Origin of the sequence: Blautia sp. JLR.GB0024 (assembly GCF_037000545.1) — a bacterium.
GTDB lineage: Bacteria > Bacillota > Clostridia > Lachnospirales > Lachnospiraceae > Blautia > Blautia celeris.
On record NZ_JBANBF010000003.1, the window covers coordinates 463,805 to 487,321 of the forward strand.

Annotated in this window: 24 protein-coding genes; 1 reads left to right on the forward strand and 23 read right to left on the reverse strand. The window is 49.6% G+C overall.

The genetic code is table 11. From position 1 onward, the window contains the following. Positions 1–44: 44 nt before the first annotated feature. The 15 genes from V8Q34_RS10275 to V8Q34_RS10345 all read right to left on the reverse strand — a co-directional run bounded on the left by V8Q34_RS10275 (position 45) and on the right by V8Q34_RS10345 (position 15,994). Positions 45–974, reverse strand: coding sequence for a GNAT family N-acetyltransferase (locus tag V8Q34_RS10275; RefSeq protein ID WP_335835369.1), 930 nt, complete (start codon positions 972–974; stop codon positions 45–47). Positions 975–1,030: 56 nt separating this feature from the next. Then, complete coding sequence (locus V8Q34_RS10280; RefSeq protein ID WP_054352495.1) at positions 1,031–1,627, reverse strand: methyltransferase family protein; 597 nt, start codon at positions 1,625–1,627, stop codon at positions 1,031–1,033. Positions 1,628–1,830: 203 nt separating this feature from the next. Next, the gene (locus tag V8Q34_RS10285; RefSeq protein WP_335835370.1) at positions 1,831–2,715 is read right to left on the reverse strand and encodes an SPL family radical SAM protein; all 885 of its coding nucleotides are present in this window, start codon (positions 2,713–2,715) and stop codon (positions 1,831–1,833) included. Positions 2,716–2,723: 8 nt separating this feature from the next. Next, the gene (locus V8Q34_RS10290; RefSeq protein WP_033142556.1) at positions 2,724–3,095 is read right to left on the reverse strand and encodes an ACT domain-containing protein; all 372 of its coding nucleotides are present in this window, start codon (positions 3,093–3,095) and stop codon (positions 2,724–2,726) included. A 2-nt stretch (positions 3,096–3,097) separates the two neighbouring features. Then, the gene (locus tag V8Q34_RS10295; RefSeq protein WP_103731293.1) at positions 3,098–3,793 is read right to left on the reverse strand and encodes an HD domain-containing protein; all 696 of its coding nucleotides are present in this window, start codon (positions 3,791–3,793) and stop codon (positions 3,098–3,100) included. After that, positions 3,790–4,317: a GNAT family N-acetyltransferase gene (locus tag V8Q34_RS10300; RefSeq protein ID WP_335835371.1), complete on the reverse strand. Its 528-nt coding sequence runs from the start codon at positions 4,315–4,317 to the stop codon at positions 3,790–3,792. Before V8Q34_RS10300 ends, V8Q34_RS10295 begins: the two co-directional genes overlap by 4 nt. 73 nt (positions 4,318–4,390) lie before the next feature. Next, on the reverse strand, positions 4,391–5,041 hold the full coding sequence (locus tag V8Q34_RS10305) for a DUF3786 domain-containing protein (RefSeq protein ID WP_335835372.1): 651 nt from the start codon (positions 5,039–5,041) through the stop codon (positions 4,391–4,393). Positions 5,042–5,243: 202 nt separating this feature from the next. Then, complete coding sequence (gene acsB / locus V8Q34_RS10310; RefSeq protein WP_335835373.1) at positions 5,244–7,370, reverse strand: acetyl-CoA decarbonylase/synthase complex subunit alpha/beta; 2,127 nt, start codon at positions 7,368–7,370, stop codon at positions 5,244–5,246. Between the two features lie 47 nt (positions 7,371–7,417). Then, entirely contained in the window at positions 7,418–9,310 is a 1,893-nt protein-coding gene (gene cooS / locus V8Q34_RS10315; protein WP_033142448.1) for an anaerobic carbon-monoxide dehydrogenase catalytic subunit, read from the reverse strand. A 244-nt stretch (positions 9,311–9,554) separates the two neighbouring features. Next, positions 9,555–10,463 carry a LysR family transcriptional regulator gene (locus V8Q34_RS10320; protein ID WP_033142449.1) on the reverse strand — a complete coding sequence of 303 codons (909 nt, stop codon included), beginning with the start codon at positions 10,461–10,463 and terminating at the stop codon, positions 9,555–9,557. Positions 10,464–10,507: 44 nt separating this feature from the next. Then, positions 10,508–12,013, reverse strand: a complete 1,506-nt coding sequence (locus V8Q34_RS10325) for a 4Fe-4S dicluster domain-containing protein (protein ID WP_033142450.1) — start codon at positions 12,011–12,013, stop codon at positions 10,508–10,510. A 146-nt stretch (positions 12,014–12,159) separates the two neighbouring features. Beyond that, entirely contained in the window at positions 12,160–12,960 is an 801-nt protein-coding gene (locus tag V8Q34_RS10330; RefSeq protein ID WP_335835374.1) for an ABC transporter ATP-binding protein, read from the reverse strand. A gap of 13 nt (positions 12,961–12,973) precedes the next feature. Beyond that, a complete protein-coding gene (locus tag V8Q34_RS10335) occupies positions 12,974–13,978 on the reverse strand; it encodes a FecCD family ABC transporter permease (protein WP_244806930.1) in 1,005 nt (334 codons plus the stop codon). Further along, entirely contained in the window at positions 13,971–14,978 is a 1,008-nt protein-coding gene (locus tag V8Q34_RS10340; RefSeq protein WP_033142453.1) for a FecCD family ABC transporter permease, read from the reverse strand. The genes V8Q34_RS10335 and V8Q34_RS10340 overlap by 8 nt, the downstream gene beginning before the upstream one ends. Further along, positions 14,978–15,994 carry an ABC transporter substrate-binding protein gene (locus tag V8Q34_RS10345; protein ID WP_335835375.1) on the reverse strand — a complete coding sequence of 339 codons (1,017 nt, stop codon included), beginning with the start codon at positions 15,992–15,994 and terminating at the stop codon, positions 14,978–14,980. The genes V8Q34_RS10340 and V8Q34_RS10345 overlap by 1 nt, the downstream gene beginning before the upstream one ends. Before the next feature lie 274 nt (positions 15,995–16,268). Between V8Q34_RS10345 and V8Q34_RS10350 the strand changes: the two genes are divergently transcribed. Next, positions 16,269–17,264 (forward strand): helix-turn-helix domain-containing protein, encoded by a 996-nt coding sequence (locus V8Q34_RS10350; RefSeq protein ID WP_335835376.1) that lies wholly within the window; start codon positions 16,269–16,271, stop codon positions 17,262–17,264. On the opposite strand, the gene V8Q34_RS10355 is transcribed toward V8Q34_RS10350, so the two are convergent. The 8 genes from V8Q34_RS10355 to V8Q34_RS10390 form a co-directional block, all read right to left on the reverse strand. Then, complete coding sequence (locus V8Q34_RS10355; RefSeq protein WP_335835377.1) at positions 17,231–17,809, reverse strand: GNAT family N-acetyltransferase; 579 nt, start codon at positions 17,807–17,809, stop codon at positions 17,231–17,233. The genes V8Q34_RS10350 and V8Q34_RS10355 overlap by 34 nt on opposite strands. A gap of 19 nt (positions 17,810–17,828) precedes the next feature. Continuing rightward, positions 17,829–18,593 carry an APH(3') family aminoglycoside O-phosphotransferase gene (locus V8Q34_RS10360; RefSeq protein WP_335835378.1) on the reverse strand — a complete coding sequence of 255 codons (765 nt, stop codon included), beginning with the start codon at positions 18,591–18,593 and terminating at the stop codon, positions 17,829–17,831. Between the two features lie 96 nt (positions 18,594–18,689). After that, on the reverse strand, positions 18,690–19,130 hold the full coding sequence (locus tag V8Q34_RS10365; RefSeq protein ID WP_033142457.1) for a GNAT family N-acetyltransferase: 441 nt from the start codon (positions 19,128–19,130) through the stop codon (positions 18,690–18,692). 37 nt (positions 19,131–19,167) lie between these two features. Further along, the gene (locus V8Q34_RS10370) at positions 19,168–19,791 is read right to left on the reverse strand and encodes an NUDIX hydrolase (protein ID WP_335835379.1); all 624 of its coding nucleotides are present in this window, start codon (positions 19,789–19,791) and stop codon (positions 19,168–19,170) included. Positions 19,792–19,944: 153 nt separating this feature from the next. Continuing rightward, positions 19,945–20,298, reverse strand: coding sequence for a CGGC domain-containing protein (locus V8Q34_RS10375; RefSeq protein WP_033142459.1), 354 nt, complete (start codon positions 20,296–20,298; stop codon positions 19,945–19,947). A gap of 16 nt (positions 20,299–20,314) precedes the next feature. Further along, positions 20,315–21,070, reverse strand: coding sequence for an ABC transporter ATP-binding protein (locus V8Q34_RS10380; protein WP_335835380.1), 756 nt, complete (start codon positions 21,068–21,070; stop codon positions 20,315–20,317). Further along, positions 21,067–22,149, reverse strand: coding sequence for a FecCD family ABC transporter permease (locus V8Q34_RS10385; protein ID WP_335835381.1), 1,083 nt, complete (start codon positions 22,147–22,149; stop codon positions 21,067–21,069). Before V8Q34_RS10385 ends, V8Q34_RS10380 begins: the two co-directional genes overlap by 4 nt. A 15-nt stretch (positions 22,150–22,164) precedes the next feature. After that, on the reverse strand, positions 22,165–23,349 hold the full coding sequence (locus tag V8Q34_RS10390; protein WP_033142461.1) for an ABC transporter substrate-binding protein: 1,185 nt from the start codon (positions 23,347–23,349) through the stop codon (positions 22,165–22,167). Positions 23,350–23,517: the final 168 nt, after the last annotated feature.

Here is a 23,517-nt window from a genome sequence, read left to right on the forward strand (position 1 = left end):
CCCCCTTCAGCGCCCTGGCTTTTAAACCGCACCGCTTTGCAGCCTCAGATTTGATACAGAAATACATAATCATCCATATAAAATCCATTGCCGATATCATTTTTCTCTTCCCGCAGAAGCTGAAATCCCATATGCCTGTAGACAGCTGCTGCCGGATTCTTTTTATTTACATTCAGAAAAATTTTTCCATATCCCGCCTCAACTGCCTTTTCCTTTACAAAATCAAACATCCGGCCCGCATATCCTCTGCCTCTTGCACTGCTTTTCAGATAGAATTTGCTCAGATAAAGCATTCCGTCCCTGGGATAAAAGGCCAGAAATCCCACATCCCCGGATGCGTCCTTTACCATATAATATGTGTATCCGTTTTCAAGCTGTCCTTTTATGGCGGGAACCGTCTGGAATAAATGTATCATATAATCATTTTGTTCTGCCCCGATCATGGGGTCGAACACTTCCTTTACCACAGAGGACGCCAGTTGTGACAATTCCTCCACCCGCCTGCCATCCTGTAAGGTTATCTGTTCAAACAGGAGTTCTTTCTTTCCTGTATATCGCATAAGATATTCCGTTTCCCCGGTTTCTGCATCGGTGTCTGACTCCCGGAGGAGAAAACCGTATTTTTTATAAAAACGGACCGCATTTTCATTCTTTTCATACACTCTGAGCGACAGCTCCTCATGGCGCCTGCAGGCTTCCTTTAAAAGCGCTGTGCCGATTCCCTGTCCCTGCTTCTCTATCCGGACAAAAAGTCCCGCAATAAAGCCATCCTGCATGCCGATAAAACCCGCGATCTGCTCCTCAACCTCACACACAAGGATTTCCGCCTTCAAAAGCTCCCGGCTCACATACTCATAATTTTCCTCCCAATAGGAAGAAGGGATAAAGCTGTGCGCCCGGCAGTTGGCCTGCAGCCAGATTTCCATTAACGCCTGTATGTCTTTGGGGATAAACTCCCTGATCACGAATGCCATATCCTTCCACTGCTCCTTTTCCCTTTGCAGGGTTTACCCCGCCTTACTTTATCCGCCTATCGGTCCGCCCAGAAATTTCTGCCCACATAGCGGAAAACTTTTCTTCTGTATTCCCTGTATTCCCTGCCAAACACCTTTTCCAGATATTTTTCTTCCTGCCGGATCTGCAGATGCAGGGTAAAAATAGCAAAGCAGGTAAATGCCAGCAACGGAATATTGAAAAACATAAGTAAAATGCCGATATACGTCAGATCAAATCCGCAGAACGCAGGATTTCTGCTGACAGAATAGATTCCCTCTGACACCATTTTTGTCCTGCCGTGCTCCGGAATGCCTGCACGCCAGCTGTCGCGCATGGTATATACGGAAAGTGCAAATACCATAACACCTGCTGTGGCAATGATCAGACCCGCGATCCGCACATTTTCAGATGCCTGATTAATTCCCCAAAAGATAGATACCAATTCATAAACAGGTACGCCGATGGTTGCTATTTTCATGATGAACTCTATGTATAGAAGCTCCTCTGCTTTGTCCCCCTTAGCAATCTGGTTCGTCCTGATCCCTTTCTTTTTCTGACCCAGCATTTTGCCGAAATAGATGCCATAAAATACAAGCATGATAACAATGCTGCCTGACTGAAACTTGTCCATTTGTGGTATCTCCTCTGTTATGTTATTGTCCGAATCCACTTTCTGTCCTGTTACGAACATAGCTGAATTCTTTCAATACAGTATACCCTACATGCTACGGGATTGCAATTGTTAGTTGCTGTCCGCAGCTGCCGGTCATTTCCGGGCTTTTATAACACACAGCCAACCGGTCGGAACAGCGTCCGGCCGGTCTCTTCTTATCTCTACAGCTCCATGAAATCAGACAGCTCTATCTGACTGGCTGTATTTTTCTCCTCAAATGTGTGTATCCATGCAAAGATCCTGTTTATGCTGCTCTCCAGCCCATTTTCCCTGCAGATCTGGTAAAAGACGGACATCAGCTTTTTCCCGCTGGGGCTGTCCACCTCATAGGCATTTCCGTAGTTTTCTATATATTTCCTGCGAAGTCCCGGAAAATGCTGCTCCAGCTTCTCATAAAAATACTGCCTGTCCCCATCCCGCAGGGTGACGCCCATGCCAAAATTCAGGACACCGTACACCTTTGCTCTGACCGCGTAATCCATAACACCCCTTATGTTTTCTTCTGTGTCATTGATAAAGGGCAGAATCGGGCAAAGCCAGACAACCGTGGGAATCCCCTCGTCCCGAAGGATATCCAGCACCTCTGCCCGCCGTTTTGTGGTGCACACATTGGGTTCCAGAATACGGCACAGCTCCTCATCTGCTGTGGTCAGCGTCATCTGCACCACGCATTTTGTCTTCTCATTGATCTTCTTCAGCAAATCCAAATCCCGCAGCACCAGATCGGATTTTGTCTGCAGCACTGCGCCGAATCCGTAGTGTTCAATCAATTCCAGGCATTTTCTGGTCAGGCAGAGTTCCTTTTCCAGCGGCAGATAGGGGTCGGTCATGGCACCTGTGCCGATCATACATTTCTTCCGTCTGCTTCTCAGGGCTGCTTCCAAAAGCTGCGGAGCATTTATTTTCACCTCTATATCCTCAAACGGATGCTTCATTCCATAGCATGTGCTCCTGGAATCGCAGTAAATACAGCCATGGCTGCAGCCGCGGTACAGATTCATGCCGTTCTGGGCAGACAAAATGGATTTTGCATTTACCTTATGCATATCTCCTCCTATGACGCGGCGAACCGGTAACCGGCCTGTTTCAGACACTCCACGGCCTTTTGGAAATTTTCCTCTTTTGTGAGGATATAGTCCGTATTATAAGTGGAGACTGCAAAGATACCTATATGATTCTCCGCCAGAACAGCGGAAATTGCGGACAGGATGCCTATGAGGGAAAAATCAAGAACCCCCTGGATCCGAAACGCCCTCCAGCCGTCATCGCGTTCCAGTGCGTCTTTTGGCACATGTTTCGCAGCACATACAAGTGAAAGCTCTTCGTCTGTCCTGCCGATAAAACAAAAGCCGTCTTTCAGCAGATCCGGCGAAAATTCCTTTATTTTACAGACGGAAAAATCCTGGTCAATGATTTTAAGCTCCATTTCTATTGTCCTCCTGCTTTTAAGCTGCGCTCCAATAATTCCGGTCCGGTTTGAAAAGCACCGGTGACTTCTCTGTACAGACTTTTATAAAATGCCTCTGCCGCGGCTTTTCGCTCCCCGGCAATTTCACGGCCTCTTTTCGTATAGAGTTTTTCATGGATATTACATAGTTTATGTCTGTATTCATGAAAAAAGGAATCAGCTGACTCCTCCTCCCCATCGGCGATGCGTCCGTCAGGCAGACGCGTGTATATGGGTTCGGATGCATGGCCGCCATACTGAAGCGTTCTGGCAACGCCCACCGCGCCGGTAACGTCTATTTTATCCGCGTCAAACAGGATTTTTGCCTCTGTGCTGTCCGGCTGATTCCCCTTTCCTTTTCTGAACCGATGTGCCAGTATGCAGTGTTCCACCTTCGCAGTATAATCTTTGTCAAAACCCTGTTCCGTCAGATATCTTACGGCCATTGCCGCCCCGGCCTTAGCATGACAGACCTTTTTATTTTCAAACTGCGCTTTCCTGCCAATATCGTGCAGGAGACAGGCACATATCAAAACATCGTAATCCACGTCTTTTTCATGATCCGCAATATCCAGCGCGGTATACAGGACCCGGTAAATATGCTCCATATCATGGGCACTGTCCTGCATACAGGATTTCATATAAGCTTCAAGCTGTTCATATGTCTTTTTCGTCATCTCTGTTTCCATTCCTCCCTGAGCAGACCATATTCATAAGTATCTTTCCAGATTGGATTTCCCTCCTCATCACAGAAAAAGTATACATTCTGCTTCAATTCCCCTTCCCTGCGCATGCCAAGGCGCTCCATCAGCCGCCAGGATGCCGTATTTTCCGGGTCACACATGGCTGTCACCCGCCTGACATCCCATTCCCTGAAGGCCAGGTCAAGCAGTGCCCACGCACTCTCATACGCATATCCCTGTTTCCAGTACCTGCGGTTAAACACATACCCCAGCTCCCAGGTATTAAGGTCACCTTTGTCGAAATACAAATTTCCAATAAGCGTTCCATTCTTTTTGCAGACCGCCCAAAAGCTTTTATCCTCCGCTCTTCTGACTGCCTCGGCCCTGACCTCCTCCATACTCATGGGGTGATACGGCTCATAACGCACTACTTCCGCATCCGAAAGATATTCGTACATTGCTGGTTCATCCTCTGCCCGAAACGGCCTTATGATCAATCGTTCTGTCTCTATCTGCATCTGTTCTCCTTTTTTCATCCTGTGCTTAGAGCATATTTGAAAATTCATTCCGGCAATCTGCGCGCCCCAGGCTCTACATTCCGAACATTTTCTTCTTTAACTCAATGCCTGCCAGTTCTGCCAGCCGGATGATTCCCTCCTCCGCCAGCGTCACGGTGGACTCCACATGGATAAAATCCGTCACACTGTAGTCAAATAATATATTTCCCTGGGCAGGAAATTCCTCATCGCCATCCCAGAACAGATACTGCATGGGGATACAGGAAAACGCATGAACGATATATCCTGCATCGCCCTGCCGTACAGGCTGTCCGCCCATCTTTTCGGCTGCACGCCTGAGTTTTTCTGTTTTCCCTTCAAAGGTCATGGCAAAAGGTTTCAGTATGTTGCTCTCAAAAGCCGGCGCAAAGGGTCCCGCGTTTCTCACGTCCCTGAAGGGCACCCAGCGCTCTTGGAGGCTGACATTCTCTTTGGAATACCAGAACAGATTGTAAATATTCATTTTCGTTCCGTTGCGCAGAGGAATGTTATCCTCCATTGCTCTGATATATCCTTCTTTTCTGTGGATTCCGTACTTTTTTCCGAAATGGACAATGGTCAGATATTCTCCCTCAGCCTTTATTTCCGGCAGCTTTCTCATCAATATCTCCTGGTCCATCTGCAGAAATTTTTCTCTCCAGTCTTCGCAGAGCTTATCATAATTGGACTGCTGTGTCTTCTGCATATTATTTCTCCTTTCTGTCCTGTTTCTCCGGGGCAGACGGCATATCTGCCGGTTTTCTTTTTCTAATTATAACGGATTTTATGGATGATTACAATCATATCCCGGTCAGCTGCACCTGTGGGAAGCGCAGCACGCTAAAAAGCGCATACCTCCGATTCTCCAGGAGGTACGCGCTCTTCTTCTGTTAAAACTTTTTACAAAATCACATCATCGGATCAAGACCCAGAGCCGGATGTCCTTTTTCTGTTAAGAATGCAACTAATTCTTCCGGATCTGTTGCGATGGTCTCATCACCAACCATGTCTGTGAAGTTGTCGATACCGTATAATTCTTTTGCTGTCTGGTTCAGTCTCTCAGCAACAAATTCTTTCAGCTCTTTCGGCATCCAGACGATCCTCTCGATACCGCCCTCTGCCTTCATGAACTTCTTGGAACCGATGAAATGCTTTCCATGGCCCATGAAGCCCGGTGTCTGTACACCGCCGCCTGTCATGGATGCCAGTTCCGGGAAGGTCATTCCAAGCGGTGTCATACCCGCATACTCACGGTTTGTGATAACTACACCGTTGGAGAACGGCTCGATACCGCAGATACACTCAAAGCATCCACAGGATGTCATTGGTTTTTCCATGATGGAGTACAGAGATACCTCTTCCAGAGCACCCTGGGAGAATTTGCGTACGGCTTCGTTAACGTCCTCGTACTCACCAATCCTCTCGTCAATACATTTCTCTTTCGTGATAACCTGGCATGGTCCGTTTGGATCCAGCTCGTTGGTCGCCTTTGCATCCAGCCATGAAACGGCACCGCACAGGCCCAGACGTTCCGGTGTTACCACACATACGTGTGACGGGGAGAATGCCTGGCACAGGATACAGCTGTAGTATACGTCTACAGACTCATCGGTCAGGGATTTCAGACGGTCATCACGTTTGTTGAAGGTAGGAACTGCCACTTCGTGACGGATCCTCTTACACTCTGCAGGATCTGTGTAGATCACAACTTCACATTTGTCAACAACAGCATCAAATTCATTCTTAACAGATGCGTACAGAACTTCACCGATATGTTTCAGGCGGAATCCTGCATTGAATGCATCCTTGCTGATACGGATACGCTGCATATCACGCTGTCCTGTGTGATATACACCTTCGATACAGTTGATGTAGTTATGGAACTTACGCTCGATAACCGGTTCAAAGTCAGACTGCATGTTCTTGCCTGCAACTTTTACAACATAAGCAATGCTGTTCTTGCTGCCCAGCTCCATCTCATCTGCTTCCGGTCCGATCACAGTGATCTTGTGGTCTTCGATCTCTGTAGCCTCTGCTGACTGAACAAGCTCTGCACAGTCTACACGGGAACCGTCGAACTCTACCTGCATGTCGCCGCGGCGGATGATCTCACCCTCGAATGCGGATGCGAATGCAACCGGAATGTCGATATTGGTGATCTTGATCTTGATATCGCGTGCTTCCAAGGATGTAGCGTTGAATTTGGAAACATCCGGCTGTAAGATCAGGCTCTTCGGTACTGTGGATACGCCTTCCTGGTTTGTGATAACAGGGAAGCCCAGTGCGATGGCACCTGCGCCGCAGGCAACGATCACATCGTCCAGGGGAGCGAATGCGTTAACGAATGCCGGTACACGCTCAAAGGTGTATTTCATCAGGTTTGCTGCATCACCAGGTGTTACATTACCAAAGATAAGCGCTGCCCTTAAAGCAACGGATACTACATGGATCACGCTTGTCACGTCTTTGCCCAGCGGGATAACACGTAAGTTTGCGCCTGTCTTCATGCCTGCCTCTGCCACCTGATCGATCACACCGCCGACCAGTGTTACCAGGATACCCTGTGCCTGATAGCTCTTAACCAGGGCAGCTGCTTCCTCTTTTGTAGGAGCGCTTCCCAGGATAACAGCAACACCGGGGATATCACCGGTTACAAGGGGTACACCCAGCTCACGGATCACAGCATCTGCCAGATGTCCGTAGCAGGGCTCTGTATACGGCTCTGCGCCGTCGATATATTTCAGAACTTCGATGAACTCTGCACAGAGAGCGGTAGCTACACCTGACATAAATACGTCATCTAATCTCATCTCTCTTGTCATCAGGGTTTTCACTACACCTAAAGCTTCTTTTAATTCTCCTAAAGTTTTAACCTTCACGCCTGTCACTGCATAGTAGCATGGTAAGCAGTAAGCGGTGTTCGGGAAGCTGACAGCCTTGTCAGCACCGTGCTGTTCGATGGCAGCATTGACAGCGCCTTCTGTCAGCCCATACACTGCGTCATTTCCGCTAAATACGGTTTCAAATAATGTCACTGTTTCATCCTCCGCAAATGATATTTTCTTGGTAAAAGCGAATCTTTTTATATTCCCAGAGCCGCACGTTTTTCTTCTATTCTGGCGATCATGGCATCGCCCAGTTTTTCAATATCTTTCTCCACGGTGTACGCTGCTTCCACCCACTTGCGGACACCCTCTGTCAGCCAGTATGTGACCTCAGAGGAACCGCTGACCTGCGGGTCTACACCCAGGAATGTATCAATCCCCGTGGCAACCACATAGTTTCCGATGGACACGGCTTTCTCTGACATCCATTCCGGCGCGCATCCCACAACAGGAAGCTTGGAGATGGGCAGCCCGGAATCCTTTGACAGCTCAGACGCCAGGACCATCATACGGCTGATATCCACACAGGATCCCATATGCAGGACAGGCGGAATATCTGCCAGCTCACAGACTCTCTTTAAACCGGCTCCGCACAGGTCTTTTGCCCTCTTATCCATAAGTCCGGCCCTTGCCGCTGCCTGGGCGGAACATCCTGACAAGATCACGATGATATCGTTTTTGATGAGCTTTTTCATCAGTTCAATATGCGCGTAGTCCGGGCGTACCCTTGGATTGTTGCAGCCGACCATAGCTACAGCGCCCCGCAGCACGCCGGATGTGATACATTCCAGCAGCGGTTTCGTGGTGCCCAGCACGTCCACCTGTGAGTTTGTGACACCGTCCAGAGTCTTGACTATGGCCTCCACGGAATAGCCCACCGTGGCCTTTTGCTTTAACTGCGGAATATGTACCAGCTCCTGTTTTCTGTTGGCAAAATTCTCAACCGCTGTGCGGACAATCTTCTTAGCATTCTCCCCTGCTGTCTCTGCGTTAAAACGGATGAAATCGGAATCCGGCATCTGCGCAATGGGGGAGGTGGTGATAAACTTGGTATGGAAGCATTTGGAGAGAGGGCCCAGTGCCGGGAAAATGCACTGTACATCCACTACAATGGCTTCACAGGCTCCGGTCAGCACCACATTTTCCTGCTGCAGGAAATTTCCCGCCATGGGTACGCCTCTTCGCATGGCAACCTCGTTGGATGTACAGCAGACGCCTGCAACGTTGATCCCGTTTGCTCCCATGGTTTTTGCAAGTGCCACCATCTCCGGATCATCGGCGTATTCGCAGATCATCTCGGAAAGACTGGGATCATGTCCGTGTACAATGATGTTGACCTGATCCTCTTTCATGACACCCAGATTAGCCTCTGTATCCACCGGTTTCGGTGTGCCGAACATGACGTCTGAAAATTCCGTGCCGCACATGGAGCCGCCCCATCCGTCAGACATACCGGAGCGCAGAGCCTGACGCACCAGTGCCTCCGGTTTACTGGAATTTCCCATATGTGTCATATGCATGGCAGTGGAAACTTCACGGTCAATGGCTCTCGGCTCGATCTCCGCGTCATGCCAGAGCTTCTGTGTATGCTCCGGCGCACGTTTCAGCCATCTCTGCACACCGAAGGGTTTTCCGTATTCCATAAGGGCCAGCTCTGACATCTCATGTGCCAGTTCATAGATATCCCGGCCCTCTGTCTCTACGCCCCATTCTTTTGCGATGCGGATCAGTTTCTCCGCGTCCTTTACCTTATAATTGCCATCCGGTGCCACCGTGTGCAGGGTATGGCAGATCTCACGCCCATGGTCTGAATGGGTGGCTGCCCCTCCTGCCGTAAAACGCAGAAAATTCCTTCCCGCAATGCCGTGTGCGTCACAGCCGCAGATACCTCTCGGCGCCTTTTTTGTGATCCGGCAGGGTCCCATGGAACAGATACGGCAGCAAATGCCCTCCTCGCCGAATTTGCAGTGGGGTGTCTGGTTCTTCACGCGCATCTGCCAGGAATCCGCACCGACCTTTGCCCCTGTCTCCAGCAGCCTGTCTGTGGCTGCCTCGAATTCTTCTACTGTTGTCAACCTAAACGAACTCATCCTTATCCTCCTGAAATATTGTATTTGTCTATATTATAACAACCCCGGGCAGGGGTTCCCATCAACGTTTTATTGACTTTCTTCAACGTTTCATTGATGGGGTATGCAAAAAGAAAGACACACCTCATTTGCGGTTCTGAGATGTGTCTTTCTTTATGAGTGAATTCGTGATTATTGTAACATACCGTTTCTTCGCTGATAATAAACAAAACGTTTCAAGCATGCAACGAATCTCTGAGGCGTTTCACCTCTGTATGGAATTTTTCCTGATTTCCTCCAGCCAGTACATCACATGGTTGTGAAAAAGGCTGATATCCGGGTTCTCTGCCTTTCCCTCCCGGGTCAGCATATAGGTCTCCCAGTAGAAAGGCCCCTCCTCAAAGGGGAGCATGACCAGATCGTCCTGTTTCATGTCATCAAAAATAAAATCCACAGTGACAGAGATGCCTTTGTTCTGCTGCACCATTTTATGGCACAGACTGAATCCGCTGGTCTCGAAAACGATATCCGGCTTAAATCCTGCCAGCCTGCACTGGCTCAGTATCAGGTTATGGATATTAAATTCCGAGCTTTCAATGTAAAGCTTTTCCCCCTCCATATCCTTTATGGAGACGGTTTCTCTCCCACTGAGAGGATGCTGCCGGTTGACCAGCAGTTTGATCTCGTACTTTTCCATAAATGTAGCCCTTGTGTTTTTCAGCAGGCCGTTTCCCACTGTAAAGGCCACATTTCCCTCTCCCTCCTGGAACAGCCTTTCCACCTGGCGGTCAGGATATTCCCGGTAATTGAATTTAATATGAGGATACTTTTTCTTAAAATCCACCAGGCATTCCGGAGTCACAAGCCTCAATATGCCGTAGGCGGACAGCAGGTCGATCTCATGGTTCTGCCGCTGTTCAATGCAGCGGATCTCGCTGCATATGGAGTGGTAAGAATTCAGAAATTCAGGGAGCTTGGCATACAGATAAGCGCCTGCTTCCGTGAGACTGATTCCCGTACCTGTTCTGTTTAAAAGAGAGGCGCCCATCTCACTCTCAATATTTTTTATGATCTTGCTGAGGCCCTGAGGTGTCATATACAGAGCGTGTGCCGCCTTTGTGATACTTTTGTGCTGGCACACGGTTTTAAAATACTCCAGCTCCTTTATATTCATCTTCTCACCTTTTGGCCGGAAAAGGACTTCCGGTCTCTCCCTATTTAATCAAGCTCAATTTCAATGAGTTCCGCTGCCGGAAGTTTTTTCGTGGAGGATGCCTTATATTTCTTAAGCTCTGCCGCGGCTTCCTTTAACGGAATATTGGTTCCGGCTCCCGCCATACAGCCGCCCGGGCAGCCCATGCCTTCTATGAGGCAGCCATTCATTTTTCCGGCTTTGGCAAGGGTCAGCACTTTCTTACACTCTGCCAGACCCTCTGCATGTTCAATATGTACCGGGACTTCCGGGTGGTATTCCTGCAGGCATTCCTCAATCGCCTGGGCCACACCCCCGGCTATGGCATAACCTCTTCCCGCTGCGGTTGCATTGTGCAGGCTGCCCTGTTCTTCCATCATTGCCGGATCTATCCCCTTTGCGTCAAACATTCCCTGCAGTTCTTCAAAAGTAATGACAAATTCCACATCACTGCGGACGTCCGTTCTGGATGCCTCCAGTTTTTTCGCCGCACAGGGACCGATGAAGACCACTCCGGCATTGGGGTATTTCTGTTTGATACTTCTGGCAGAGGCGACCATGGGGGTCAGCTCCTGGGATACACTGTCGATCAGATCCGGGAACTGTTTTTTTGCAAGCATGGACCAGGATGGACAGCAGGACGTGAGAAGAAATGGCAGTTCTCCGGTGCTCACCTTTTCCGCATAGTGATGAGCTTCCGCGATTGCCCCGATGTCCGCGCCAAGCGCTACCTCATACACTTCCTTAAAGCCGAGTTTTAAAAGCGCGGCCTTGAACTTTGCCGCAGTCACGTCTTTTCCGAACTGGCCTACAAATGCAGGCGCCACTTCGGCAATGATCTCTTTTCCCTCACGCAGTGCCCTGGAAAGCTGGAAGATCTGGGACTTATCCGAAATTGCCCCGAAGGGACAACTCACCATACACATGCCGCAGGACACACATTTTTTCGGGTCAATGGCAGCTCTGCCCAGATTGTCGCTTCCGATGGCCTTGACGCCGCAGGCCCTGGCACAGGGGCGTTCCATTTTGGAGATGGCGTCATAGGGACAGATGGCCTTGCATTTGCCGCATTTGATACATTTTTCCTGATCGATCACAGATTTTCCATTCACTATAGATATGGCATTTTTCGGACATACCTGTTTGCAGGGGTGGGCCACACAGCCTCTGCACATGTTGCTGACTTCATATTTGTTGGGCTCGCAGGCATCGCAGGCAGAAGGGATGACCTGCATAAGAGGCGGCTCATAATATTTTTCATCTATGTTACTGTTTTCCATTCCTGCAGTGATATGGACTGCTTCATTTTCCGGGCGCAGGGACATACCCATGGCAAGGCGGACACGCTCGCTGGCCACCGCTCTCTCCCTGTAGATACTCTCCCTGTAAGTTGCCCTCTCCTTTACAATATGATACGGGATGGCTTCTATCTCATCATTGAAATTATCCTTTGTGGATGCAAAAGCAACCTTGCAGATTTCTGTAAATACTTCACGCCTGATCTTCTTTACCGGGGTTTCTACACTTCTCATTTAAAATCTCCTGTTCTCAATCATGCTCTAATACCATCTATCCGCACATTAAATGGTTAGAATCTATCGTTTACATATCTTGCGTAACTGTGGTCAGTTACTATCTTTCATTCTATGAAATATCAGGAGAAATGCAAGTTTTTTATTCAATACACTGACCGGTTCATTCTCTTATAGGAAAGGCATATGGGTTTTCCCGTCCACGGGTCCCTGCTGATACTGGCATCCAGGGAAAATACATCCGCCAGGGTCTTTTTCGTCATGATTTCCTCCGGGGTACCCTTATAAAGCACTCTGCCTGAGCGCATGGCGATCATCCAGTCTGAAAATCTGGCCGCCAGATTCAGGTCATGGAGGACCATAGCAATGGTTTTTTTCTGTTTTTTATTCAAATCCTCCAGAAGCTCCAGCACCTCAAGCTGATGCGTCATGTCCAGATAGGTGGTTGGCTCATCCAAAAGGATGAGAGGCGTATCCTGGGCAAGGGCCATGGCGATCCAGGCCCTCTGCCGCTGTCCTCCCGAGAGCGCGTCCATATCCCTGCCTGCAAGCCCCTCCATATCCGTAATGGAGAGCGCCCAGTCAACGGCCTCATAATCCTCTTTTTTCAGCCGCCCGAAACCTCTTTGATGGGGATATCTGCCGTAAGACACCAGCTCTTTGACCGTCAGGCCCCCCGGCGCCTGAGGCCCCTGGGGCAGGATCGCCATTTTTTTTGCCACCTCCACTGTGGACATTTTGGCGATCTGGCTGCCGTCCAGAAACACATGGCCCTCCCGGACAGGTGTCATGCGGGACAGGGCTTTTAAAAGAGTGGATTTCCCGCAGCCGTTTGGCCCGATGATCGACGTCATGTTCCCCCCGGGGATCTGCACATCCATGGCCGGGATGACAATATTTTGATGGTATGCAACGGAAATGCCTTCTCCTGTAAGTACAGCATCCATATAAAAATCTCCTTTACGTTTTAATCAGCAGATACAGAAAATAGGGGGCTCCGATCACGGCAGCCACGATTCCGACGGGAATCTCCCTCGGCGACAGCAGCGTGCGGGATATCAGATCCGCATATGTCATCAGCACAGACCCGGTAAGCACAGTGGCCGGAACCAGGATTCTGTAGTTCGGTCCCACCAGACGGCGCGCCATATGAGGGCAGACCAGGCCTACAAAGCTCAGTCCTCCGCCCACCGCACAGCAGAGGCCCGACATGGCGATGGCTGCACCGAGAAGGACCACGGTCTGCCTGGACACGGCTGCTCCAAGTCCCACAGCCGTCTGATAGCTTAAGGACAGCACATTCAGCGTGCGGCTTTTATAAAAAACAAACAGTCCAAGGAGCAGAAGGCTGACAAAAAGCAGCCGCACATTCTGCCAGTTCGCTCCCCATATGCTGCCGGACAGCCAGTTCTGCACAAAGGCATAATCGCTGTCCGGCAGGCGCAGCATTAAAATGGTGGTCACACTGGACACGGCAGTGGAAACCGCCACCCCCATCAAAAGCAGCCTGCGGGGTGAAATCCCCTGTCCTGTGCGGGCCAGCCGGTAATCCAACACAGCCACCGCCATGGAACCGGCAAAAGCCAGTACAGGAAGCAGCACAGTAAGGCTGACAGAGCTTTGCGGCACCAACACCAGAAACGCTGCCACAAAAAGCCCGGCACCCGCATTGATTCCCAGGATTCCCGGCTCAGCCATATCATTTCTCGATACACCCTGGATCACACAGCCGGAGACCGCCAGCCCCACGCCCACCAAAAGACTGGTGAAGATTCTGGGAAGCCTCAGGTTCAGAAGTGTATAGCGGACACTTTTTGTGCCTCCGCCCTTTAAGATCTCCCACATTTCCTCCGGGCTGATTTTCCGGTATCCCGCATTTATCTCCAGCCATATGCCTGCAAACAGCAGGATGATCAGAATCATAAATACCGTAACCATACGGATCCTGCGTCTTCTCTCACTCAAAAGTCCTCTCCTCCTTCCTGGCTGTCCAGATAAAGAACGGCACCCCCACCACAGCAAAAACAAGGCCGATGGGCACTTCACCGGGGGCATTTATCATTCTGGAAAGAATATCTGCCGCCAGCATGAAGAAAGCTCCTGCCACCATGGAACAGGGAATCACAGACCTGTAATCCGCACCTGTAAAATACCGCACAACATGAGGTACCATCAGGCCCACAAAAGCCACCGGACCGGCAAGCGCCACGGAACCGCCCGCAAGCAGCAGGACCACAAAAAGGCAGACCGTCCGGGAGCGTTCCACGGAAAGTCCCAGCCCTCTTGCCGCCTCCTCCCCCAGACTCAGCAGTGCAACTCTTCCTGAAAGAGCCGCGGCTGCGGCCAGTCCCAGAAGGATCACCGGACCGGCGAAGATGAGCTGTTTTCCGCGTATTCCCGCCACGCCTCCCGCAGTCCAGAAGGTGAGATTGTAACCGATCTTACACAGAATCGCCACTGCCTGACTCAGGGATGAGAGGAAGATACTCACAGCGCTTCCCGCAAGCACAAGCCGCACCGGGTCCAACCCGCGCCTGTTCAGGCTCATAAGCCCATATACAGTAAACATAGCCCCTGCTGCCCCCAGAAAGGAAAAAAATACAACACCTGAGAACCCCAGCCCCGGCAGGAAGGCCAGACAGAGTGCCAGCGCAAAGGAGGCTCCCGCGTTGATTCCCAACAGTCCGGAGTCTGCCAGCGGGTTCCTGGTCACCCCCTGCATCATGGCGCCAGCCGCTGAAAACGCTGCTCCCACCAAAATACAGCCCGCTGTCCGCGGTATCCTGAGTTCCCGTATGACCAAATGCTGCCGGTCTGTAAGATCCGGCCGGAGCACCGCATCTAGAATCTTCCCGGGAGGAATGCCCGTACTTCCGTATAATATGGAAAGGACTGCGGCAAGTAAAACTGCCGCAGCTCCTGCTGTCAAAAAACATACTGTCTTTCTTTTCGCATCTCTGCCCATTATTTTCCCTCAAATCCTCTGAAGAAATCAATAAAGATATCAAGCTGCGTATTGTAGGTGATCGGATCCCTGTGCATGAAGGACACCTGCTCATAAGGGAGCACTCTTCCCTCCTGCACGGCCTCCAGGCTGTTCCAAAGCTTGGAATCCTCCACAAAGGCACTGTCCGTATCTGCCAGCACGCCATACAGGATAAAATCTCCTGTGTATTCAGGCAGCGCTTCCAGGGAAACCACCTGATACTGGGTATCCCCATCCACCATATCTGCCTGCACTGCCTCAGGCGCTTTCAGCTCCCACATATCGTATAGAATGGAACCGCCTCTTGCGAAATGGCTGCCCATGGTGTAGATCTGCTGAGGCCATACCTCCACAATGGATACTGTCCTGTCACCCACGATTCCCCGGATTTCCTCTTTGACGTCAAGCGCCCGCGCCTTAAAATCAGCAATATATTCCTCCGCTTCCCCGCTTTTTCCCACCAGGTCCGCAATATACCGGAATACTTCCTCATCACTGCGCTTTCCGTCCTGAATATAAACCGTAGGGGCAATTTCGGAATATTTCTCATAATCTGCCTCTGTGATGGTCACGATCAAGTCCGGCTCCTGCGCAGCGATCATTTCCAGGGAAGTCTCCGCGCTTGTAATGTCCATCTCCCGGATTCCCTCTGTCTTATCCGCCAGAAACGGATTCGACAGGGAATACGGGGACGCGATGGCAGGCTTTACGTCCACAGCCAGAAACTCACCCAGATAATAGTCCGTGACAATGTTCTCCGGGTTTATGGGAATCTCCACCTGTCCCTTATCTGTCTCCACTGTCCGCATGCCCTCTTCTGCTTCCCGGGAGGCGGCGTTTTTCTCAGGGCCTTGGGCTTTCTGAGCGGTACTTTCATTTTCTGTGTCCACCTTGTTATTTCCCGATTCTCCGCCTTTTCCGGAACAGCCTGTCAGCATGCCCACAGCGGCAAGTACGGCAATGGCCGGCGCCAGTCTTCTCGTCCTATTCATCATAATGTCTTCCCTTTCTCGTAACGGCATATTTTATTCTTTAGTTAGTTATAGCTAATTGACAGCAGTCATTCTAGCATACTATACTATTTAAGGCAACATTTTTTTGCAATTGCACCTGATCGGAATATATCTGTCACCGTATGAAAAAACGATATTTTTTGTGGTAAACCTCTGAAGCTGAGGGATAATAAGACTGCGGCCCTGTATAAAACGGACTTCCGCACACGGGACCTGTACAGCAGACTGCCGCATTTTCAGAAAAGGAGTATGGAAAATGAGTATACAAAGTCATCGTGAATTTCAAGACAGGATTTGGCAGAACCTGGGATTTGACTCTCATAAAGAGAAACACTGCACCCGATATGCCAATGAAAATCGGCCGGAAGACGGAACCTGCCTTTTATATGAGCGGCCCGGCCTGTATGCTTTTACTGTGGCGGACTATACGGTATCTGCCCCTTTTTCTCTCGCCTTTGCGTGCCGTGATACGCAGCTCCGGTTCGGCAGTTTCTATGACGGCAGGACACGGTTTGATATGGAAGGGATCTCTGCCCACACCTCCACCCCGGCATCCTTTCTGGTGCGGGAGGAGAAGGTGAGAGGACAGCAGTTCTGGAATGCCGGACAGCACTGCAGGGGAATCGAGTTCGCTGTATTTCCTGATTTTGTAAGACACTTAAAAACCATTGACCCTCATGCTTCTGTACTGGACAGTCTCTCCAAAAACCGCACATACCATGCACTGCCCCCGGAAATCGTCACCATGCTGCACCGTTTATTTAAAGTGGCGCAAAACGGCAGCCTCACCCTGCTTATGCTGGAAGGCTGCCTGCTGCAGTGTATGGACATTCTGACAAATGCAGTAAAACAGGGAACGTTTTCTGCACCGGATGTGATGCCCACCGTATATTTGGGTAAAAGAAAAATCACCTTTGATGAATTCGACCTGCTGGCCGTCCAGCGGGCGAAAGAAATTCTCACAGAAGACCCTGCCAATGCCCCTTCCATTTCACAGTTGAGCAGACAAGTCTTTCTCAATGAACAGAAACTAAAGGCCGGTTTTTCCATGTGTTTTCACATGACGATCGGCCGGTATCTGAAGGAATGCCGCATGGCCAAAGCCGCTGCCCTTCTCACTTCCACCTCCATGAGTGTCCGCAAGGTCGGACAGGCTGTGGGATATACGAGCTGCGCGTCCTTCATCAAAGCCTTCCGCCGGCACTACAAGAAAACGCCTCAGGAGTTTCGCTGTGCAGATTCTGAAAAATAATCCTCCGCCAGTATGGCGTACCCTGCCGCATCACAGCGTCCCTGGTTATTCCAGTCTGCCTGTCTCCTGGTGCCCTCATATTTCATCCCGCATTTTTTCATCACTTTACCGGAGTTGACATTGCGGGGGTCGTGGCGGGTTTCCACGCGGTTTACCTGCACATCCTCCATGAAAAAGCGGATCACTTCTTTCAGGGCCTCTGAGGTCACGCCCCGGTGCCACCATTTCCGGCCGATGCAGTAACCGATGTGAACCATTTCGATGGAATCATTTTTTGATACGACAGAGATTGAGCCTATGGGTTCCTCTTCGTTTTCCTTCAGCGTGATCGCCCACTGGTAGAAATCCTTCTCCCCATAGTGGAAGATCCATTCCTCCAGGACTTCCCCGGATACCTCCGGGCTTTTGTGGGCAGGCCACATGAGATAGGCTGTCACCTGCTCATCCCTTGCCCAGTTATGAAACATCGCCTCTGCGTCGTGCATGGTAAAACGGCGCAGCACCAGCCTGTCTGTCTCCAGTTCCACTGTTCCTCTGTGCTGCATATCCTGTTCTCCTTTCTTGTCAAAACAATTCGTCCAGCAATACATAGTATCGAATCTTCTCCCAGTCCGGGTCCATTCCCAGTTCCTCAAAAAGAAGATTTACACATCCCTTATTTTTTTCCGTATTGTACTCTAAGCTTCTCACGCACAAGGCAATATCCTGCCAGATATCCGCTGTCCCCGCTCTTCCCAGATCTATAAAACCACTGATGGTGTTATCCTCTGCAAAAAGATTGGGCAGACAGTAGTCCCCGTGTGAGAATACGGTCTCTTCTTCCGGCCTGTGCTCCTTCAGCCACAGAAGAAGTTCCTCAGGGCTTTCAAATTCTTCTCTTCCATAGGTGTCCGGATCTTCGTCAAACTCCAGGCCTCCTGCCACCCGCAGGGATGCCTGTTCCAGCTTGTAATCCAGATGCCGCTTAAACGGGCAGCCGTTTATGTCCACTGTCCACAGCATTTTCAGTCCTTCTGCCAGAAGATGTACCAAAAGTCTTGGATTGCTGAGATACTGCTCATCGCAGAGCATTTTTCCTCTGACTTTTGTCATCAAAAGGTATCTCATATCACCGTTTTTTTCCGCGCAGATGATTTCCGGAACAGGGAGCCTGCCCTGCAGCCATCTGAGCATTTCGTGTTCACTGCGGGACTCGTTTTTCTCCCGCTCTGCTTTTAATACCATATCAGAAAAGCAGAATATTTCCGAACCGGACCTGCCTATGGTATCTTTCCTGTATTCCCGGTGTTCCGTATATTCTCTTATACGCTCCGGAAGTGTTCTTTTCATATCAGCCTCTCATTTCTGTGTCAAAGTGCATTTAAAAACGTTTTCGGCAGACAGCGGCGTGCGGACTGCCAAAATGACGCTTCAAAGACACTTAAATCAAATCTGTTTTTTCATAAAGATCAAATCTTTATCTGTCTCAAAACCGTTTTTTTCGTAAAAATGTTCGGTCGCATTTCCACGCAGGGTCATGAGCTGAACCTTCTCAATGTTTCTTTTGCGGAGCCGCCGCTCAAATTCCCGGTAAATTTCAGAACCGATACCATTTCCGCGGCTGGCATTTCTTACACAGAATTCTTTTATCTCAAACAAAACCCCGTCATAAAACTGCTCGGCAAACCCAAGTATCATACCACAGAGCACGTCCTCCTCATACGCACAGATGCCGTAAAAAGTTTCTGCCTCTGCCATCTGCCGCAACCTGGTTCCCGCAGTCTCCGGGGTCCAGGCATCGTTCCAGGGCGGCGCATTAAAGGTCTCCACATACATGGCTGCAAGGGATGCCAGATCCTCTTTCTCAATTTCTTTATATGTAAGCATTTATCTGTCCTCCTTTTTCATGGGCATTCTTCCGGAATCAGTCAAACTGTGTCTTCCAGTGCTCTGCTCCGGCTGCCTCAAAGCACATGGCGATCTGTTCCTTTGTATTTTTATCCTCCGCAAGAGGCGGCAGCTCATCCATGGAAAAATAGCCGCTGTCCACTGTTTCCAGATTTTTTTCAAAGTGTCCGCCGATCACGGTGCAGAGTATGATAACTTTGCAGATTTTGTATGCGTACCGGGGCTGGTTGTGTTTTTCCCTGTCCTGAATGGCAATGACCAGGTCAGCCGTCACGTCCAGGCCGGCCTCCTCCTTCACCTCTTTGATGGTATTCTCCTTCACAGACAGATCCACATCCACCCATCCGCCGGGCATGGACCACCTGCCGTCATTTTCCTGTACCAGAAGGATCTTGTCCCCCTCAATTATGGCTGCCCTGCAGTCCATCTTCGGCGTCTGGTAACCCACCTCACAGCAGAACAAATCTTTTGCTTTCTCAAATAGCATATCTGCCTGCCGGCTGATCATCTCCGCTGAAATTTCCCGGATTCGTTCAAAACGCTCTATATCGTATTTATCCTTACAGTAATATAAGGCACTCTGGGCAAGACTCTGCAGCTCTACTGCCCAGTCCAGCCAGTCTCGTTTTTCGTCTTTCATATGTCTTGATCGCAGGTGGGCCGCTTATGCCCGTCTGCTGCTCCTTTCGTAATTCTGTCTGCTTTTTCCTATTATAGCAGAAAGGAAGAGATAAAAACAGCCGCAGAGCAGAAAAACGGCACCGGTTTTCGCCGGTGCCTGTTGTCATCTGTTTTATTCTCTGTGAGTCCCGCGTATCACTGTGATTCCTCTGCTTTCCAGCATACTGCAGATCTCAGCAATTCTGCTGCACTCCTGTCCATTGTCATCCAGTCTGCATACGCCCACATGCATTCTCAGAATATTTTCCTCTGAGAGCCTGTCTATTTTTTCCCGGATCCCTGCATCTTCCTCCGGCTCTTCCGGATTATCTTCCCTGCATCCATTGCACGTCATAAATGCCGCCAGTTCTGTATCCGCTGCATATCCTTTGAAAAAATCTTTACGATGATTAAATGCCTTCAGGCATCCGGCACCTGTACAGACATTATTGGCATGGATACAGGTCAAAATTCCTATCTTCTCCATATCTTTCTCTTACCGCCTATGTAAATAAAATGTGCATCTGTCCCCTGCTGTCCTCCACAACCTCACTCTCCACCTGGTAAATCTCTTTGATCAGTTTCCTGGTCAGTACTTCTCTGGGCGCTCCCTCTGCCGCGATTATTCCATCTTTCAGGACATAGATCCTGTCACAGAACATGGCTGCGATGTTCAGATCATGGATTGCGGAGATCACCGTCACATTCAGATTTTTCACAATTTTTAGAAGCTGTAGCTGATGGGTAATATCCAGATGGTTGGTGGGCTCATCCAGCACCAGGCAGGGTGTCTGCTGGGCCAGCGCTCTGGCAAGGATCACTCTCTGCTGCTCCCCGCCTGAGAGTGTGGAAAAGCTTCTGTCTGCAAAACGTTCCATTCCCACCGTGCACAGCGCATTGTCCACAATGGCATAATCCCGGGCATTATTCCGTTCTATTGCTTTTTTATGGGGAGAACGTCCCATGAGAACTACCTCCCGGACAGAAAAGTCAAAGTTATAATAATTATGCTGGGCGACTACTGCCATTTTCTTTGCCGAGCTTCTGTAGCTCATATCCTGAAGCGGACTGCCGTCCAGCATAACACAGCCGTCATTTGGTTTTAAGATTCGGTAAATACATTTCAAAAGCGTGGACTTACCGCTTCCGTTCGGGCCGATCAATCCTACAAACTCTTTATCCTCTGCTCCAATGGACACGCTTTTTAAGATTTCTTCTGCGCCATAGGACAGACGGATATTATCAGCGGATACCTTCATGATTTACCACCTCCAAATCCATAGGAACGCTTCATCATCAGATAGATAAAGCACGGTGCGCCAATCATGGATACCAGGATCCCTATGGGCAGCTCCGCATTTTTCAGCAGCACTCTGCACAGCACATCCGCCCAAATCAGGAAAATGCCGCCCACCAAAGCGCACAGGGGAATCAGACGTTTATGGTCTGTACCGAAAATCATGCGGACCGCATGGGGGATGATCAGTCCCACAAAACCAATGGTTCCCGAAGCATACACCGCAAACCCCACCATAAGGGAAGCCATAACCATATATCTGTTTCTGACTCTCCGTAAATCCGTCCCCAGGGTGATTGAGACTTCATCTCCCAAAAGCATCAGATTCAAATTCCTGAACTGGGACCAGAAAATCAAGGTACCTAATATCATAACAGGAAGCGTAACTGTCACCTTGCTCCAGTTTGCATTTGACAGACTTCCCATGGTCCAGAATAAAATCTCTGTATTTGCGTTTGTGTTGTTTTCCAAATAAATCGCAAAATTTGAAAAAGCGGCGCATACCGCACTCACAGCCATACCTGCCAGAATCAGCTTTCCCGCATTGGAGGGCCCTCCTGTACCTGCAATAAATAAAACAGCAAATGATGTGACCATTGCTCCTAAAAATGCCATGACTCCCACGGAATTTGCCCCGAACACATATCCGACACCAAACAGGACCGCAAGTGTCGCTCCCAGAGATGCACCCGATGAAATGCCCAGGACATAGGGGTCCGCATGCGGATTTTTCACAACTGCCTGCATGACAACACCGCAGACCGAAAGCCCGATTCCCACTGTCAGAGCAACGACTACCCTTGGAAAACGGATGACCCAGACCACATCATGCACGGCACCGCTTGAAAATGCAGAAAACCTGTCAATGTGAAAAAGCTCATATAACACCACACTGTACACTTCCCTGACGGAAATATCCGCATTTCCAAATGTAATAGAAGCCAGAACTGAAAATACTAAAAGAAAAAGCAGTCCTGCCAAAATGAAAATGTATACTTGAAAGGGAAGCTTTTTCTGCTTCCCCTGCTTTGTTCCTGTCATCGCCTGCTATCCCTCTTATTCTTCCAGACCCAGCTCAATGTCCGGATAAAGTCCTTCCGCAAATGTGACAATACCATCCTTGGTACGTGTCGCGCTCGCATACATTTCACTCAGCATAATAGGGATCACCCTGCCGTTTTTCACTGCGTCCAGGCTTGCATAGGCCTCATCCTTCAGGATCTTATCAAGATTCTCCTGTTTTACCTGTTCCGGGTCATCACCGGAATACGGCATATATACTACAAAAATCACATCCGGATCAGCGGAAACAATATCTTCCCTGCCGACACTGGAGGCATCCGGGTTAACCAGTTCACCGCCCAGCTTTGTCACCATATCACCGCCCAGGCTTCCTGCCCCGTAATTGGTGATAGGATCCATAAATTCTACGATCATGGCTGTCGGACGCTCCGTTATATCGGCTGTCTTACTCTCCACCTTGGAAATTGTATCTTTCATGTCACTGACAATCGCTTCTGCCTTGTCCTGTACGTCGAAGATTTTACCCATATTTAAGATATCGGTATATTCATTCTCCAGTGTTCTTTTATACGATTCTCCGTCTTTCTTGGAACGTGTGTTGGTATTTATATAGATATTGACACCTTTATCAACCCAACCTTTTGCGTCTCCCAGTGTAGTCTCACCAAAATAGGAACCCCATGAAAAAATCATATCCGGTTCCAGCATAGTCACTGTCTCCAGGGACGGCGCAAACTCATCCAGATAGTTTGTCTTTGAAAATGCAGCCTTCTGCTCATCCGGCACCTCATTATCCAGGCCGGCAGTGCCAACAAGCCGGTCCTCCAGCCCCAGTGCCAGCATGGTCTCCACACTTCCCTGGTATACGGCAAGAGCTTTCTCCGGTGCTTTTTCATAGGTGGTCTGCAGCTCAGAACCGTCTGTGCCGTAGGTAGTGATCGTCAGCGGATACTCGGTCTTCTTTGCAGATGTCTCCTCTGTATTTGTATCATCTGCATCTGTTTCTCCTGTCTTGTCCTTGTCTGTGCCATCTGCAGCAGCCTGACCCTTATCTGTCTCATCTGCGGCTGCCCGGTTCTCTTCCTTGATGCTTGAAGCATCCTTTCGCTCGGAATCTCCGCTGTTATTTCCATCTGAGCCGCAAGCCGCTGTTCCCAGCATCATTCCTGCTGCCAGCAAAACTGCCAGCATTTTCTTTGCAATTTGTTTTTTCTTCATGTTTTTTCTCCTTTTCTCTGTTGTAGATAATGGGAGAACATTTTAACGCGGAACATGATTCTGGTTTTTTCATCACTGCAAATAAAAAATGCCTGCTAAAAAGCAAGCACCAGAAAGCACATTTCCCTGCAGGAAATGCACTCCAGATGTTACTTTCCTCGGAAGCTC

Bases quoted from the DNA above. Each gene is read 5' to 3' on its own strand.
- V8Q34_RS10275 (WP_335835369.1), bottom strand. From the start codon at position 974: ATGGCATTCGTGATCAGGGAGTTTATCCCCAAAGACATACAGGCGTTA.
- V8Q34_RS10280 (WP_054352495.1), bottom strand. From the start codon at position 1,627: ATGGACAAGTTTCAGTCAGGCAGCATTGTTATCATGCTTGTATTTTAT.
- V8Q34_RS10285 (WP_335835370.1), bottom strand. From the start codon at position 2,715: ATGCATAAGGTAAATGCAAAATCCATTTTGTCTGCCCAGAACGGCATG.
- V8Q34_RS10290 (WP_033142556.1), bottom strand. From the start codon at position 3,095: ATGGAGCTTAAAATCATTGACCAGGATTTTTCCGTCTGTAAAATAAAG.
- V8Q34_RS10295 (WP_103731293.1), bottom strand. From the start codon at position 3,793: ATGACGAAAAAGACATATGAACAGCTTGAAGCTTATATGAAATCCTGT.
- V8Q34_RS10300 (WP_335835371.1), bottom strand. From the start codon at position 4,317: ATGCAGATAGAGACAGAACGATTGATCATAAGGCCGTTTCGGGCAGAG.
- V8Q34_RS10305 (WP_335835372.1), bottom strand. From the start codon at position 5,041: ATGCAGAAGACACAGCAGTCCAATTATGATAAGCTCTGCGAAGACTGG.
- cooS (WP_033142448.1), bottom strand. From the start codon at position 9,310: ATGAGTTCGTTTAGGTTGACAACAGTAGAAGAATTCGAGGCAGCCACA.
- V8Q34_RS10320 (WP_033142449.1), bottom strand. From the start codon at position 10,463: ATGAATATAAAGGAGCTGGAGTATTTTAAAACCGTGTGCCAGCACAAA.
- V8Q34_RS10325 (WP_033142450.1), bottom strand. From the start codon at position 12,013: ATGAGAAGTGTAGAAACCCCGGTAAAGAAGATCAGGCGTGAAGTATTT.
- V8Q34_RS10330 (WP_335835374.1), bottom strand. From the start codon at position 12,960: ATGGATGCTGTACTTACAGGAGAAGGCATTTCCGTTGCATACCATCAA.
- V8Q34_RS10340 (WP_033142453.1), bottom strand. From the start codon at position 14,978: ATGGGCAGAGATGCGAAAAGAAAGACAGTATGTTTTTTGACAGCAGGA.
- V8Q34_RS10345 (WP_335835375.1), bottom strand. From the start codon at position 15,994: ATGATGAATAGGACGAGAAGACTGGCGCCGGCCATTGCCGTACTTGCC.
- V8Q34_RS10350 (WP_335835376.1), top strand. From the start codon at position 16,269: ATGAGTATACAAAGTCATCGTGAATTTCAAGACAGGATTTGGCAGAAC.
- V8Q34_RS10355 (WP_335835377.1), bottom strand. From the start codon at position 17,809: ATGCAGCACAGAGGAACAGTGGAACTGGAGACAGACAGGCTGGTGCTG.
- V8Q34_RS10360 (WP_335835378.1), bottom strand. From the start codon at position 18,593: ATGAAAAGAACACTTCCGGAGCGTATAAGAGAATATACGGAACACCGG.
- V8Q34_RS10365 (WP_033142457.1), bottom strand. From the start codon at position 19,130: ATGCTTACATATAAAGAAATTGAGAAAGAGGATCTGGCATCCCTTGCA.
- V8Q34_RS10370 (WP_335835379.1), bottom strand. From the start codon at position 19,791: ATGAAAGACGAAAAACGAGACTGGCTGGACTGGGCAGTAGAGCTGCAG.
- V8Q34_RS10375 (WP_033142459.1), bottom strand. From the start codon at position 20,298: ATGGAGAAGATAGGAATTTTGACCTGTATCCATGCCAATAATGTCTGT.
- V8Q34_RS10380 (WP_335835380.1), bottom strand. From the start codon at position 21,070: ATGAAGGTATCCGCTGATAATATCCGTCTGTCCTATGGCGCAGAAGAA.
- V8Q34_RS10385 (WP_335835381.1), bottom strand. From the start codon at position 22,149: ATGACAGGAACAAAGCAGGGGAAGCAGAAAAAGCTTCCCTTTCAAGTA.
- V8Q34_RS10390 (WP_033142461.1), bottom strand. From the start codon at position 23,349: ATGAAGAAAAAACAAATTGCAAAGAAAATGCTGGCAGTTTTGCTGGCA.